Below are 14636 nucleotides of genomic sequence, written 5' to 3' on the forward strand. Positions count from 1 at the left end.
AAAGAGGAGGAGCGCTAGGCGGGGAAACGTTTATGATTGCGTAGCAGACGGCCGTCCGAGAACAGGGCGTCAGTCCGGAAAAATACGACTGTAGTCAGCAAGCCAAAGTCGACTGTTTTCATGATGTCGCCGGACTAGATCGAGTGCTTCGTCAGTCAATGTCGCAGTGGCCTGCACGGTGTCTGAGATCCGAATGAAGTCGGCAGCGTATGCAAGAAGGGTCTGCTTCTCCTCGGTCGTCAATGACAACGGTCCAAGTCGCCTTTGAACGATTTGTTCAAGTTGCGCGATTTGGGAATCTGCCCAAACTTCAGGCAAGGCGTGCAACTCGTCTGAAAGCGCTGCACGCATACTCGCAAGTTCAACGTCTTCAGCACCATGCTTGGCACAACGATCCAAGATCGCTTTATCAAATGCTTTGATGTGAAACTGCAGGCGCTCAATAACAACCTTGTTGAAAATTGAATATAGGTCGAAGGACAAAAAATTCAAAACCGGTCTCTTAATTTGGGCGATCTCTCTATCATCCACCCCAAGATCAACTAAATGTCTCTCAATAGCATCAATCCATAACCTCCGCTCATTCCACGACGGTCCCTTCCTCCCTAGCCATGATACCTGGGCCGCCGTGATTTCTGCGGACACGATGGCATTCTTACGAATTGTTGAAAGTAGGCGGTCAGCGTCATCAATCCTTTCTCTCAGCTTGGCCTTTAGCCCGAAGACCTCGAGACTATCGATGAGGGGAAGAAAATAAAGAGCCGCGAATCCCGCCGCTAAAGCAGCCATGACGCTTGCAGACGCGGATTTGTCATTTAGTGCCAGATGTATTGCAACCCCGACTGCAACGAGGGCGCCAATCGCCATGAGAAATCGTTCAAAAGATTTTTCGGTATTCAATTCATAACCTCGGAAACGACCTTGTGCAGAGATTATAGGCGGCCGATCGACTTGGGAAGTCGGCTACATTTGAGGTGAGGCCAATCGGTTTGAAGTTCGTACCTGAAAAGCCGAAAGAGAGGATCTGGCAAGTTCAGCGAATCTTGCCCCTCACTTCGCCACCCGCCGATACACCGCCTCCGTCTCCGCGATCATCCGCGGCAGGCCGTAGTCGCCCTGCTTGCGGGCGGCTTCGATTTCGTAGCGGGCGAGGCGCTGGGGGTCGGAGGCCCTGATCAGGGCGCGGGCGAATGGGGCGGGGTCGTCGACATTGGGGACGAGGACGCCGTTTCGGCCGTCTTCCAGCACCGTCGAGGCGCCGCCGACCTCGGTCAGCACCAGCGGCTTGCCGGCGGCGGCCGCCTCCAGCATGACGTAGGACATCGCCTCGTAGCGGCTCGGCATCGCCAGCACGTCGATCGCGTCCATCGCCTGGCGGCCGGTATAGTGCATGGTCAGGCGGATGCGGTCGGCAGCCGCGCTTGCGCGGATCTTCGCGCGCACCGCCTGTTCCAGCTCGCCCGAGCCGACCATCAGGAGATAGGCATGCGGCAGCGTCCGGGCGGCGATGGTAAAGGCCTCGATCAGCCGCTCCGGCGCCTTCTGCGCCGAAAGCCGGCCGACGAAGCCGAAGACGAGCGCATTGTCGGGCAGCGCGAGTTCGGCGCGGATGCGCTGGCGCAGGCCCTGCGCCGGCTCCTCGACGCCGTTGACGATGGTCGAGAGCTTCTTGCGCGGCATGCCGAGCGTGCGCGCATGGGCATATTCGTCGGCGGAGACGCAGATCAGCTGGTCGGTCAGGAACCGCGCGAGACAGCGCTCGATCAGGCCGTAGACGAAATAGCCGGCCGGCCCGAGCCCGGGGTCCATCGTGCGGAAGGCGTGCGGGGTGTAGATCCGCGGCACGTGCGGGCCGGGCAGGCGCAGCCGCGTCAGTGCGCCGGCCTTGGAGCTGTGGCCGTGGACGGCGTCGAAGGGCCCGTGCTCGCGCATCAGGCCGCGCAGGCGCCGCCAGGCGCCGAAATCGGACGGGCCGGGCGCGCGCGCCATGTCGACGGAATGTACGCCGTCGAGCCCGATCGAGAAGAGCTCGCTGACGAAGCGCTCCTCCGCCCGGCGCGGCGAGAAGGCCGCATGGACGATGTGGCCGCGCTGCTTCAGTCCGCGGCAGAGATCGAGGAAATGCCGGCCCGAGCCGCCGCCGCTCGGCTCCAGCACCTGCATCAGCCGCAAGGGGCGCGTCGCCCGGTCGCCGGCCCGCTTCATGGCGCCCGCCTCGCGGCGAGCTGCTGCCGCCGGTGATCGTGCTCCAGCGCGAAGCAGCCCCAGATGATGCCGACGATCAGGTAGAAGTGGCGCCAGTGGTCGGTGTCGATGACGAAGCCGATGGCGGTGTGGCCGACGAAGGCGATGTAGGCGATCATCAGGAACGGCTGCCAGGGCCGGTCGAGCAAAAGGTTGCGGAACCCGGCCCAGAGCGTCCAGAGCACCAGCGTCAGATAGCACAGGAACCCGAGCCAGCCGTAGCTCGTCAGCGATTTCAGCCAGATATTGTGCTCGTCCTCGGGAAAGATGGTGCTGAACACCATCGGCCCGATGCCGAGCGGATGCTCCATCGACATCAGAAAGCCGAGCCTGTGGCGGTCGAAGCGGCCGAGGTGGCCGCCGTCATAGTCCTGGACGAGCTGCGTGCGGCTGGAGAACAGGTCGGCGACCTGCGGCACCTGCAGCGCGACGACGAGCCCGACCGCCATCACGCCGACCGCGGCGATGCTCAGCGTCAGGATCTTCAGGCGGAAGGCGCCGGTCCGCTCCTTCAGCAGCATCACGAACACCATGGCGGCGGCGGAAAACAGGAACAGCGCCCAGGCCGCGCGCGAGAACGACAGGAAAAGGCCGAGCGCAATCACCAGCAGGCCGGCGACGTTGAGCGGCGCCCGGGCGAGCCGGCCCACGAGCAAGCCGTGCATCAGGTAGAGGGCAGGGGCGACGAGGAAGGGGCCGAAGACGTTGGGGTCCTGGAAGGCGCCCTTGGCGCGGTCGTAGAGGGTGAAGACCTCGGCGCCGGGGAAGGCGCCGAAATAGCCGAGGATGCCGAGCAGCGCGGTGATCAGCGCGCTCGCCACCCAGGCGCGGAAGATCAGCCGCAGCCGCTGCGGCTTCGCCTCGATGATGGCGGCGAAGAAGACGGCCGAGAGCGCGAGGAACAGCGAGACGGCGACATACATCGGCCCGTCCGCCATGTCCTGCATGACGGTCAGCGACAGCATGCCGCCGACGTTGAAGGTGAGATAGAGCGCCAAGAGCGGCGCGACGCTGCGCGAGATGCGCAGGCCGAGGATCGCCCAGGCGCCGATCAGCCCGACCATGAACAGCTCGTAGGGCGCCGGCTCGGAAATCACGAAGCCGGACAGAAAGACGCCGAGCGTCACCAGCGACGAGGCGATGAGGCCGATGGTCGCAAGCTGCGGCCGCATCGGCCGGTGCATCGGGATCGCCGCGGTACTCAATAGGCGTTTTCCGTATTGAGCAGGCGGATCGGCGTCAAAAACAGGATCTTCAGGTCGAACAGCAGCGACCAGTTCTCGATGTAGTAGAGGTCGAATTCGGTGCGGTAGCGGATCTTGTCGTCATGGTCGATCTCGCCGCGCCAGCCGTTTATCTGCGCCCAGCCGGTGACGCCGGGCTTGACCCGGTGGCGGGCGAAGTAGCCCTCGACGACATCGACATACTTGCGGTCGTGCGACTGGGCCTGGATCGCATGCGGGCGCGGGCCGACGAGGGAAAGTTCGCCCTTCAGGACGTTGAAGAGCTGCGGCAGCTCGTCGATCGAGGTCTTGCGGATGAAGCGTCCGACCGGGGTGACGCGCGGATCGCCCTTGGTGACGGCGGCCTTGGCGGTCGGGTCCGACATGTTGGTGTACATGGAGCGGAACTTGTAGACCTCGATCACCTCGTTGTTGAAGCCGTGGCGCTTCTGCTTGAAGATGATCGGGCCCTTGGAGGTGAACTTCACCGCCAGCGCGGCCCCGATCATCACGGGCCACAGCAGGAGCAGCGCGATCACGCTGAAGGCGATGTCGAAGATGCGCTTGGCGACCGAATCCCAGTCGGCGATCGGCTTGTCGAAGATGTCGAGCATGTGCACGGCGCCGACCTGCGAATAGCTGCGCGGCCGGAAACGCAGGCCGTTCGCATGCGCCGCAAGCCGGATGTCGACCGGCAGCACCCAGAGCTTCTTCAGGAGCGTCAGGATCCGCGCCTCGGCCGAAAGCGGCAGCGAGATGATCAGCATGTCGATGCGGGCGAGCCGGGCGAATTCGACCAGCTCGGCGATGGTGCCGAGCTTCGGATAGCCGGCCACGACCGACGGCGAGCGGCGTTCGTCGCGGTCGTCGAAGATGCCGCAGATGCGGATGTCGTTTTCCGGCTGGCGTTCCAGCGCGCGGATCAGCTCCTTGGCGGGCTCGCCGCCGCCGGCGATCACCGCGCGGCGCTCCATCGTGCCGTTGCGGGCCCAGCGGCGGATCGAATAGGCGATCAGCTGCCGCTCGCCGACGAGATAGACGGCGCCGAGGACGAACCAGAGCAGGAACCAGACGCGGGACGTGGTCTCCGCCGTCTTGAAGAAGAACAGCGCCAGCGCCATGGCCGCGAAGGCGACCACCCAGGCGCCGAGGATGCGCGGCATCATCCGCCAGGCGGCGCGCAGCGACGGGATCTGGTAGGCATCGACGAGATGCAGGAGCAGCACGCCGAGTGCCGCGCCGCCGGCGACCACGCCGACGTAGAACAGCACCAGCTCTCTCGCCGGGGCCACGTAGAAGGTGGTGATGGCGTAGCCGATGGTGAAGAGCACGCTGAATTCGAGCAGCCGCAGCAGCCCGGTGATCATGTTCGGCGAATAGCTGTCGGCGCGAAACTGCAGCGCGATCTGCTGCGCCAGCGGATTGAGCTCGACCGTCTTGCCGCCGTCCTGCTCTTCGGGCTGCGCGCCCTGCGCGATGGTGCGCACCTCCGACACCTTGCGCCGGATCTGCTCCGCGTCGAAGGCATCTGGCTTGTCGATATGGTTCATGGCTCCACCCGGCGCGTCATACCGGGGCTCTCGTCGAGACCGGGTATCGTTCCCGACCGGATAGCAGAAAGCTCCTAAGAAAACGCTTACGCGAGTTGCGAGGATACCGTACAACCGGCGCTGCGCCCGGCCGGCGGCAGCAGGTCCCGGTAGAGCGTCATCAGTGTGGCGGCCATCACGGAGGCCGAGAAGGTGGCCTTGAAACGGGCCGGATCGGGCATCGCCTGCAGGCGCCATTTCGGATCGGTGACCGACAGCGCCATGCATGCCGCCAGCGCATCGGCGTCGGCGGGCGCGGCCAGCGCGATGCTGTCCTCGCCGAGCACCTCGGGAATGCCGCCGACGCGGCTTGCGATGACGGGCACGTTCGCCGCCAGCGCCTCCAGCACGATATAGGGCATCGCCTCGGCGCGGGAGGGGACGACGACGGCATGCGTCATGGCGAAGGCGTCGCGCGCCTTCATCGCCGGCATCATGGCGATCCGCCGGCCGAGGCCGAGCTGCAGCATGGTGCGCTCGTACTTCTCCTGGTCCGGCCCGTCGCCGATCATCAGCGCCGACAGCGGCCGGCCGACCCGGCGCTCGGCCCGCGCGAAGGCATCGATGAACACGTCCGGTCCCTTCAGGTCGCGCAGCATGCCGATATAGAGGAAATCGGCGGCGCCTTCCTGCGGGTAAACGGTGTCGAAGTCGCGGTCGCTGATGCCGTTGTAGATGCGCTCGCTGCGGCAGCGCGGCTTGCCGACCTTCTCGAAATAGGTGTCGCGCTCGAAGTCGCAGACGAAGACGATCGCATCAGTGAAGTGCTCGAACAGGCGTTCGAGCCGGAAGACCGTCCGGCCCGCGAGCGTCGAGCGGGTGAAGTGCAGGCTGCCGCCGTGCGGTGAATAGAGGCGGGCTACGCGATACCTGTTGACCCGCAACACTGAGCCGATGAGCCTGGCGATGGCGCCGCCCTTGGCGCCGTGGCCATGCAGCACATCCGGCCGCAAATTTCTGATTTCCCGGTAGCTGTCCCAGAGCGCCCGCACGTCGCTCGGGCTGATCGAGCGCCGGATGGGCAGACGGAAGATCCCGAGCGCGAGGTAGGGGCGGATCTCGTCGAACAGCCTGTCCTCGTGCGCGCCGCCGGTGCTGCTGTCGCAGACGATGCCGACCTGGTGTCCCTGGCGCGCATGGTATTCTGCCAGGTCTCGCACGTGACGGAAGATCCCGCCGATCGGAGACCGGAAGCAGTGAATGATGCGCAACGGTCCCTGGTCAGCCATTGGGTCAGAACAGGCGCTCGCGCACGTAGATCGTGTCACCGGCGAGGATCGGTTCCGAGATCGATATGCGTCCGGTGATGATCCTTCCGTTGACCTTGCGCGTGACGTCGACGTTCGCCTGGTTCGCCCGCGGCGAGAACCCGCCCGCCACGGCGATCGCGTTCTGCACGGTCATGCCGGCGACGTAGCTGTACTGCCCGGCCTGGCCGACTTCGCCCATGATGTAGATCGAGCGGTAGTTGGCCACCTCGATCGAGACGTCTGGATCGCGCAGGTAGCCCTGCCTGAGCTTGCCGGCGATGATGCTCTCCATCTCCTGGATCGTCTTGCCGCGCGCGGGCACCGAGCCGATCAGCGGGAAAGCGATGTAGCCGGCCTGGTCGACCAGGTAGGTGTTGCTGAGGCTCTGCTGCTCGAACACAGTGACGCGCAGGCGGTCGCCGCTGTCGAGACGATAGGGCTGGATCGTCGCTTCCTGAAACGACTTCGGCGCAGGGCGATAGCCGCTGCAGCCGGTCATGGCGGCCATCGCAATGGCGGCCATCGCGATCGTTGCGCCCCTGGTTGTCTTTGCGAATGCCATTCGCTTTGCCTGTCGGGAGTGGTTCCTGTCTGCAGACGTTATCGTCCTGTTAGGGTTAATGGCCGGTAAATGCTGCAACGCATGGATGCCATTTCGCATGCTGGCCGCCCTTCACGCCGCGGCAGGGTTGCAGGGCCGTGCGCATTAACGCTTGGGTTACCACGATTGTTTACCATGCGAAGAAACTGCGCGTTCACGGAGTATGCAGATGTCAGGCGGATATGGGGCACAGGACGACGTCGATATCGATCTCGGCGGATTGGCCCGTGCGATCTGGAACAGGCGGGGGCGGGTGCTGCTCGCAACCGTCCTGTCCGCCGGACTGGCGTTCGCCGTCGCCAGCATGATCGCGCCCACCTTCAGCAGCGAGACGCGCCTTCTGATCGAGGCGCGCGAGCCGGCCTATACGACCGGCGTCGATCGCAGCGTCGTGCCCGAGCCGGCGATCGACGAGCTCGACGTGGTCAGCCAGGTGCAGCTGTTGAAGTCGGTCGACCTCATCAAGCAGGTCGCCCGCAACATGAAGCTCTACGAGCTGCCCGAGTTCGATCCCGCCGCCAATCCGTCGGCGCTGTCCGACATCCTGGTCGCGTTCGGGCTGAAGACGAACCCGCTCGATCTTCCCCCGGAGGAGCGGGTGCTCAAGGAGTTCGAGGAGAAGCTGGTCGTCTACCAGGTGGAGAAGTCGCGCGTGGTCGCGATCCAGTTCACCTCGAAGGACCCGCAGCTCGCGGCCGCCATCCCGAACGAGATGGCGAAGGTCTATCTGTCGCTGCAGAGCGGCGCCAAGCTCGATACCAATTCCGAGGCGAGCCGCTGGCTCGAGCCGGAAATTGCCAACCTGCGCGAGAAGGTGCGCGAGGCGGAGGCGAAGGTGGCGCAGTACCGCTCCCGCTCCGACCTGCTGCCGACCGGCGAAAACGCCACCTTCGCGGCCAAGCAGCTGAACGACATATCGAGCGAGCTGGCGCGCGTGCGCGCCGAGAAGGCGACGGCCGAGGCGAGGGCGGAAAGCGTCCGCGCCGTGCTGAAGAGCGGCGGCGCGCCCGACACGCTGAGCGACGTCGTCGGCTCGCAGATGATCCAGCGGCTGAAGGAGAGCGAGGCGCAGATCCAGGGCCAGATCTCCGACCTCTCGACGAGCCTGCTGGACAACCACCCGCGCCTGAAGGGCCTGCGGTCCCAGCTCGCCGGCATCCGCGGCCAGATCACCGCCGAGACCTCGAAGATCCTGGCGAGCCTCGAAAACGATGCGCGGGTGGCCCGCCTGCGCGAGCAGCAACTGATCCAGCAGCTCAACACCGCCAAGGCCGACAGCGCCCGCGCCGGCGAGGAAGAGGTCGGCCTGAAGGCGCTGGAGCGCGAGGCGACCGCCCAGCGGCAGCTTCTGGAGACCTATCTCGCCCGCTACCGCGAGGCCACTTCGAGGTCCGATGCCAATTCGACGCCGGCCGACGCCCGGGTGATTTCGGCGGCAGTCCCGCCCACCGAGCGCCAGTTCCCCAAGATCCTTCCGATCACGATCGTCGGCGGTGTTGCCGGCTTCCTGCTCTCGTCGGTGACGATCCTGCTCGCCGAGCTCTTCAGCGGACGCGGCCTGCGACCCGTCTCGCCCGGCAATCCGGCGCCCGGCCGCGATTTCACCGAGGGTGACGAGACGATCGAGCGCAGACCTGTCGCCCGCCCCGACGTGGCCGCCGCCCGCCGCGCGGTCGCCGGTTCAGGCATCGCGGCCCGGGCCGCAGCCCCGCCGCAGCCGTCCGTTCTGGCGCTGGCGGAGGTCGAGGACGACGAATTTTCCGGGGCGTCGGAGGCGTCGCTTGCCGCAACCAACGACGAGGCCGACGACGATGTCGCGGACGATTTCACCGTGGCCGCGGTGGCGCGCCACCTGGTGGAGGCGGATGTGCCTGTCGCGATCGCCGTTTCGCCGTCGGGCGACGCGGGATCGGCGGCGACCGTCGCGCTGGCGCGGGCCGTCGCCGGCAAGGGCCGCAGGACGGTCCTGCTCGACCTCACCGGCTCGGCCGGTCCGACGCGGCTGATGACCGGCACGACCCGGCTTCCCGGCGTGACGGACCTGCTCGTCGGCGATGCCCCCTTCGCGGAGATCCTGCATGGTGACGAGAACTCCGCCGCCCATGTGGTCGCGCGCGGCAACGCCGATATCAAGCGGGCGATGCGCGGCATCGACCGGCTGTCGATGATCATCGATGCGCTCGCCGATGCCTACGATATCGTGATCGTCGAGTGCGGTCCGGCGGACGTCGCAGGCGTGCATCGGCTGACGCCCTCCGGCAAGGCCGAGATCATCCTCTCCATTCCGGTTGCCGACGAGGATCGCGTCGTCGAGACGATCGGCCGGTTCGCCGAGGCCGGCTATGACGAGATCGTGCTGATGACCGGTTCCGGCATCGCCCCGCATTCCGGCCGGCGCGCGGCCTGAGCCGGGTGGGGCGGCGTCAGCCGTCGTCGGAGGCGGGCTGCACGAACTCGGTCTTTCCCGAGCGCAGGCGCTGGACGAAGCCGTAGAGCTTCGGGTTCTGCTTGATCGAGCGCTTGGCGCCGGCGCGGGCCCGGTGCAGCGCGGCAACGGCGCTGCCGGCGAGCGTCGTCGGCCACAGCAGGTCGTATTGCGCGGTTTCGATGTTGCACCAGGAGCGCTTGTAGGCCTGGTCGCCGATGCCGAAATCGAAGAGCGCGACGCCTTCGCCGCAGAGTTTCTCGATCATCAGGTGGAACAGCGTCTCGCCGGGGCTCGTCTCGGGCGCAAAGCCGTCGTCGATAGAGCCGAACTGGCAGATGACATGGTCGCCTTTGCGCGACAGGCCGGCGATCGCGATGACCCGGCCGGCCTCGCTGCCATCCCTGATCTTCAGCGCGTGTAGTTGCAGCGGATAGCGGTCGGACGTGGCAGGGATCCGGGCCAGGGCCCGGAAGAACGCCTGCGTCTGCTCGTCCCGGAAGACGTTCGGCAGGCCGAGCGCCTCGAAGCGTGCGGCCTTCTGCTGGAAAAACAGGCCGAGCGTGCGGCAGGCCTCATGGCTGCCCTCGGCAACCACGTGCTCATAGCCGCCCAGCGCCTCCAGGCGGCGTTCACACTGGCGGAACTTCTTGCGCCGCCGCTTGGCGTTGATCTGTGACAGCGTGCGCTCGAAATCGGGATGGAGCGTCAGCTGGAAGGCCGCGTTCTGGTTCAGGACCGCCGGCAGATGCGAGAAGGGGTGCTCCTGACCGCGCCAGTGCAGCGGCATGTTCTCCAGCATGAAAAGGTCGAAGTAGCGGGAGAACTGCCCGCGCGCCCGGTCGAGCGCGCCGCGCAGCACCGCGGGCGGGGCCAGCGTGCTGAACGCCTCCGTATAGAGGCCGGTGTTGATGTTGCTGAAGCGGGAGCCGAGGAAGCGGGCGATGCGGACCGGCCCGTGCCGCACGATCTCCAGCGGCAGGATCATCTCGGTCCGGCCGGCATGTACGCCCTCGACGATCAGCAGCCGGCTGTCATGGGTGCTCGCCCAGGCATGGCACCAGTCGTAGCCCTGGTGCAGGGAAAGCGAATTGCCCGCCTCCAGCGCGCGCCAGGTGGCCTCCAGCGGCTCCATCCGGTCGTGCAGCTGGATGGCAAAGGGGATGGCGGCCGAGCGGCGTTCGCCGCCCGGAACATAGCGCGCAAGTCTGCCCAGGACGTCCCCGTCCGCGGGCATGATCTGGAAATCAAGCTGCATTGCCTGCAAATCCGATGCCATCGTGTTACCGCCCGGAGCCTTGCCGAGATCGGCCGAACTTACATCGGCATGATCGGAAACCGGTTTAATTCCTGTGTCTTCGCCCCGTTCGTTCCAGCGAAATCCGAATCTAGGGTTACCGGCGGGCTAACGGCTGCCTTCGCCGGCATGCGCAAGCCGGCCGGAGCTCAGCGCCGAGGCATAGGACGCCATGTTCCGTTCGGCCGCGAGCTTCGACATCGTCATGTGGTCGTAGGCGACGAGGCGGAAATCGACGTTCCAGCCGCCCGGGCCTTTCTCGAGGATCGCATAGCGGGCGTGCGGCGAGCCGGTCTCGACCGTGTGCGGCACCGGCTCGTCGTCGTCATAGGCCGGGCAGCCGACGCTGCCGGGATTGACCACCAGCCGTCCGTCGGCAAGCGTGACGCAGCGCGCAATATGCGTGTGACCGCAGAGGATCACCGGAAAATCGATCCCCGCCGCAAACGCCTCGATGCGCTCCCGCGCCGAGATCCGCATCGTTCCGCCGGGCGCGATATCGTCGAGCCAGTAGGTCGTATCGCTGTGCGGCGTGCCGTGGCAGAGGAACAGCTGATCGGCGACCACGCGCGTTTCGGGCAGCGACGCCAGCCAGTCGAAGTGCCGTGCTGCCAGCTGGGCATGGGCCGTGCGGTCCCACTCGCCCATTTCCGCCGGGCGCTTCTCGAGCAGCCACCGGTCGTGGTTGCCCCGGATCGAGGCGAAGTTGCGGGCGATCAGGATATCGGCGGTGCGGGCCGCATTCAGCGCCCCGCTGAGATGATCGCCGAGATTGACGACCGTCGCGATTGCCTGCGTCTCGATATCCGCGAGTACGGCTTCGAGCGCCAGGTCGTTGCCGTGGATATCGGCGATCGCTGCGATTCGCATGCCTTCACTCCCGCGGCTTCGCCGGCTTTTCCATCCACTTGATGATCAGCATCGCCGGCAGGATCCACAAGAGCCCCGAGAACAGGAAGTAGAGCATGTGCACCCACCAGGGCGAGGTTGCGAGCGTGAGCGAGGCGATGGTCGTCGCGACCAGTGCGTAGGTGATCACGAGGATGATGATCAGGATCGTCCCGATCAGCTTGCGCAGGCGAGGGGGCATCGAAGGTCCCGTATGGTTGCACGGCATCCGCACCGGCGCATTCGCCGCGACCGGATGCCGCAAAGGCACATCGGGCTTGTTTTGCATGGCATCGTGTTGCAAATCAACGCCGATAAGACAGGAGCCGCCATGACCATCACCTCCGCGACCGAACGACAGCTTTTGAGCGACATCGACCGGGTCGATCGCAATCGCCGCGCGGTGCGCCGCTGGCTCGGCTTCGTCGTCCTGACGCTGTTTGCGCTGGTGCTCGTCGGGGGCGCGACCCGGCTGACCGAATCCGGCCTGTCGATCACGGAATGGAAGCCGATCCACGGCGTGATTCCGCCGATGAACGCGGCGGAATGGCAGGAGGAGTTCGAGCTCTACAAGCGCATCCCGCAGTATGAGCAGCTGAACTCCGACATGACGGTCGAGAGCTTCAAGTCGATCTTCTGGTGGGAGTGGGCGCATCGCTTCCTCGCCCGTTCGATCGGCCTCGTCTTCGCGCTGCCGCTGCTGTTCTTCTGGCTCACGGGCCGGATCGAGCGGCGGCTGCGCTGGCCGCTCTTCGGCGTGCTGGCGCTCGGCGGCTTCCAGGGCTTCATCGGCTGGTGGATGGTGTCGTCGGGGCTGACGAAGCTGGTGTCGGTCAGCCAGTACCGGCTCGCCACGCACCTCGTCATCGCCTGTCTGATCTTCGCGGCCTGCACCTGGATCATGCGCGGCCTGTCGCCGCACAGCGACGATCCCGCGCCGACCGGAAGCGCCAGGACATGGGCTGCGGCCATCGCCTGCATGGCGATCGTCCAGATCTACCTCGGCGCGCTGGTCGCCGGCCTGGACGCCGGGCTGGCCTACAACACCTGGCCGCTGATGGACGGCGCCGTCGTGCCCGGCGACCTGTTCATCCAGCAGCCCTGGTGGATCAACCTGTTCGAAAACCCGAAGACCGTGCAGTTCATGCACCGCTGCGGCGCCTATCTGCTCTGGGCCATGGCACTCTGGCACATGGTCGCCTCGCTGCGGGCCGCACCTGAGACCACCCATGCCCGCCGCACGGTGCTGTTGTTCCTCCTCGTCTGTCTGCAGGCGCTGATCGGCATCCTGACGCTCGTCTGGCAGGTGCCGCTCGGCTGGGCCCTGGCGCATCAGGCCGGCGCGCTCGTCGTGCTGGGCTTCGCCATCGCCCACTGGCGCGGCTTCGTCGGGGAATATCCGAAGCCGGTGGCGATCGAGGTGAGGGGGTAGGCAGTAGAGGCAGTGGGCAGTGGGCAGTAGGCAATAGAGTAGAGCGCACTTCAGAATCGGAACGCGCGCCCTTTTCTGATGATCGCTACGAAACCCGTTCCCTACTGCCTATTGCCCACTGCCTACTGCCTATCCCCTCTACTTGCCCAGCATCAGATCCATGTTCTGCACCGCAGCCCCCGAGGCGCCCTTGCCGAGATTGTCGAGCAGGGCGACGAGGTTGACGTGGGGGGCGCCGGCAGTACCGAAGACGAAGAGCTTCATCCGGTCGGTATCGGCCAGTTCCACGGCGTTGACGCGGGGGAGTGCTGCGCTCTCCTTCAGGTCGACCACCTCGACGATGTCCTGGCCGGCGTAGTGATCGGCGAGCGCGGCGTGGATCGAGCCGAGCGAGGCATGGTCGTTGAGGTCGGCGAGATGGAGCGGCACCTGCACGATCATGCCCTGCGCGAACCTGCCGACCGACGGCGAAAACAGCGGCGCGCGCGCGAGCAGCCCGTGCACCTGCATCTCCGGCACGTGCTTGTGCTTCAGCGGCAGGCCGTAGAGGAAGTGCGGCGCGTCGATGGGGTCGGAATGGCCGGCGTCCTCCATCTGCGCGATCAACTGCTTGCCGCCGCCGGTGTAGCCGGAGACGGCGTTGACGGTGATCGGATAGTCCTCAGGCAGGATGCCGGCTGCGCGCAGTGGACGGATCAGGCCGATCGCACCGGTCGGATAGCAGCCGGGATTGGCGACGTGGCGGGCGGCGGCGATCTTGCCGGCCTGCGCGCGGTCCATCTCGGCAAAGCCGTAGGCCCAGTCCGGCGCGACGCGGTGCGCCGTCGAGGTGTCGATGATACGCACGGAATTGTTGCCGGCGACCATGGCGACAGCTTCCTTCGCCGCATCGTCGGGCAGGCAGAGGATGGCGATGTCGGCGGAATTCAGCAGGTCCTCGCGCATCTTGCTGTTGCGCCGCTCGGCCTCGGGGATCGACAGGAGCTCGACATCGGCGCGCCCGGCCATGCGCGTGCGGATCTGCAGTCCCGTCGTGCCGTGTTCGCCATCGATGAAGATCTTCGGTTTCATGGGACTGCCTTTCGCTCTGCCGGATAGGTCGTCTCGGCCGGTGCGCTGCGGGCGCTCCGCCGGACGGTCCGCCGCTCGCTATAGCGCCTCGGCATGACGCTTTCAATGCAAAGCGTGGGGCGGTCGCAGCCAAGGGCAGGGCGCAGGGCACGTTCCCTCTCCCCGCCTGCGCGGAGAGGGTCAGGGTGAGGGGCCGGCGTGAGATCGCTCGCGTCGCCTCTGAGATCCGCCCCTCATCCGCCCTTCGGGCACCTTCTCCCCGCGGGCGGGGAGAAGGACGGGTGGCGCAACCGTGCCGCCAGGCGATCAATACCGTTCGGACGGGAGACAAAGCCGGCGCAAGGCACGTCCCCTCTCCCCGCCTGCGGGGAGAGGGTCAGGGTGAGGGGCCGGTGTGAGATCGCGCGCGCTTCGGATATCCGCCCCTCATCCGCCCTGCGGGCACCTTTTCCCCGCGAGCGGGGAGAAGGACGGGTGGCGCGGCCGTGCCGCCAGGCGATCAATACCGTTCGGACGGGGGACAAAGCCGGCGCAAGGCACGCTCCCTCTCCCCGCCTGCGGGGAGAGGGTCAGGGTGAGGGGCCGGTGCGAACTCGGTTGCGTCGCCTCGAAGATC

The 14636-nt window shown here is 66.2% G+C and carries 12 protein-coding genes; 2 read left to right on the plus strand and 10 right to left on the minus strand.

Annotated elements, in window-relative coordinates; genetic code table 11:
• Positions 1 to 69: 69 nt before the first annotated feature.
• The 6 genes from P0086_RS23640 to P0086_RS23665 all read right to left on the minus strand — a co-directional run bounded on the left by P0086_RS23640 (position 70) and on the right by P0086_RS23665 (position 6868).
• On the minus strand, positions 70 to 900 hold the full coding sequence (locus P0086_RS23640) for a hypothetical protein (protein ID WP_275790502.1): 831 nt from the start codon (positions 898 to 900) through the stop codon (positions 70 to 72).
• Positions 901 to 1050: 150 nt separating this feature from the next.
• Positions 1051 to 2205 carry a glycosyltransferase gene (locus tag P0086_RS23645; RefSeq protein WP_275790505.1) on the minus strand — a complete coding sequence of 385 codons (1155 nt, stop codon included), beginning with the start codon at positions 2203 to 2205 and terminating at the stop codon, positions 1051 to 1053.
• A complete protein-coding gene (locus P0086_RS23650; protein ID WP_112613654.1) occupies positions 2202 to 3428 on the minus strand; it encodes an O-antigen ligase family protein in 1227 nt (408 codons plus the stop codon). Before P0086_RS23650 ends, P0086_RS23645 begins: the two co-directional genes overlap by 4 nt.
• 17 nt (positions 3429 to 3445) lie before the next feature.
• Positions 3446 to 5017, minus strand: coding sequence for an undecaprenyl-phosphate glucose phosphotransferase (locus P0086_RS23655; protein WP_112611745.1), 1572 nt, complete (start codon positions 5015 to 5017; stop codon positions 3446 to 3448).
• An 86-nt stretch (positions 5018 to 5103) separates the two neighbouring features.
• Positions 5104 to 6285, minus strand: coding sequence for a glycosyltransferase family 4 protein (locus tag P0086_RS23660; protein ID WP_112598659.1), 1182 nt, complete (start codon positions 6283 to 6285; stop codon positions 5104 to 5106).
• A gap of 4 nt (positions 6286 to 6289) precedes the next feature.
• Positions 6290 to 6868, minus strand: a complete 579-nt coding sequence (locus P0086_RS23665) for a polysaccharide biosynthesis/export family protein (protein ID WP_112598657.1) — start codon at positions 6866 to 6868, stop codon at positions 6290 to 6292.
• A 208-nt stretch (positions 6869 to 7076) separates the two neighbouring features.
• Between P0086_RS23665 and P0086_RS23670 the strand changes: the two genes are divergently transcribed.
• Complete coding sequence (locus P0086_RS23670) at positions 7077 to 9314, plus strand: Wzz/FepE/Etk N-terminal domain-containing protein (protein WP_275790509.1); 2238 nt, start codon at positions 7077 to 7079, stop codon at positions 9312 to 9314.
• A gap of 16 nt (positions 9315 to 9330) precedes the next feature.
• Here the strand turns inward: P0086_RS23670 and P0086_RS23675 are convergent, their stop codons facing one another.
• From P0086_RS23675 to P0086_RS23685, 3 genes are all read right to left on the minus strand, one after another.
• Positions 9331 to 10590 (minus strand): GNAT family N-acetyltransferase, encoded by a 1260-nt coding sequence (locus tag P0086_RS23675; RefSeq protein ID WP_275790511.1) that lies wholly within the window; start codon positions 10588 to 10590, stop codon positions 9331 to 9333.
• A 147-nt stretch (positions 10591 to 10737) separates the two neighbouring features.
• A complete protein-coding gene (locus P0086_RS23680) occupies positions 10738 to 11499 on the minus strand; it encodes a metallophosphoesterase family protein (RefSeq protein WP_275790513.1) in 762 nt (253 codons plus the stop codon).
• 4 nt (positions 11500 to 11503) lie between these two features.
• On the minus strand, positions 11504 to 11719 hold the full coding sequence (locus tag P0086_RS23685) for a DUF2842 domain-containing protein (RefSeq protein WP_112598676.1): 216 nt from the start codon (positions 11717 to 11719) through the stop codon (positions 11504 to 11506).
• Positions 11720 to 11848: 129 nt separating this feature from the next.
• On the opposite strand from P0086_RS23685, the gene P0086_RS23690 reads away from it, so the two are divergent.
• Positions 11849 to 12949 carry a COX15/CtaA family protein gene (locus P0086_RS23690; RefSeq protein WP_275790516.1) on the plus strand — a complete coding sequence of 367 codons (1101 nt, stop codon included), beginning with the start codon at positions 11849 to 11851 and terminating at the stop codon, positions 12947 to 12949.
• A 138-nt stretch (positions 12950 to 13087) separates the two neighbouring features.
• Here P0086_RS23690 and argC read toward each other — a convergent pair whose 3' ends face one another.
• The gene (gene argC / locus P0086_RS23695) at positions 13088 to 14020 is read right to left on the minus strand and encodes an N-acetyl-gamma-glutamyl-phosphate reductase (RefSeq protein ID WP_275790519.1); all 933 of its coding nucleotides are present in this window, start codon (positions 14018 to 14020) and stop codon (positions 13088 to 13090) included.
• Between the last annotated feature and the right edge of the window lie 616 nt (positions 14021 to 14636).

The organism is Mycoplana sp. MJR14 (assembly GCF_029210525.1).
Lineage (GTDB): Bacteria > Pseudomonadota > Alphaproteobacteria > Rhizobiales > Rhizobiaceae > Mycoplana.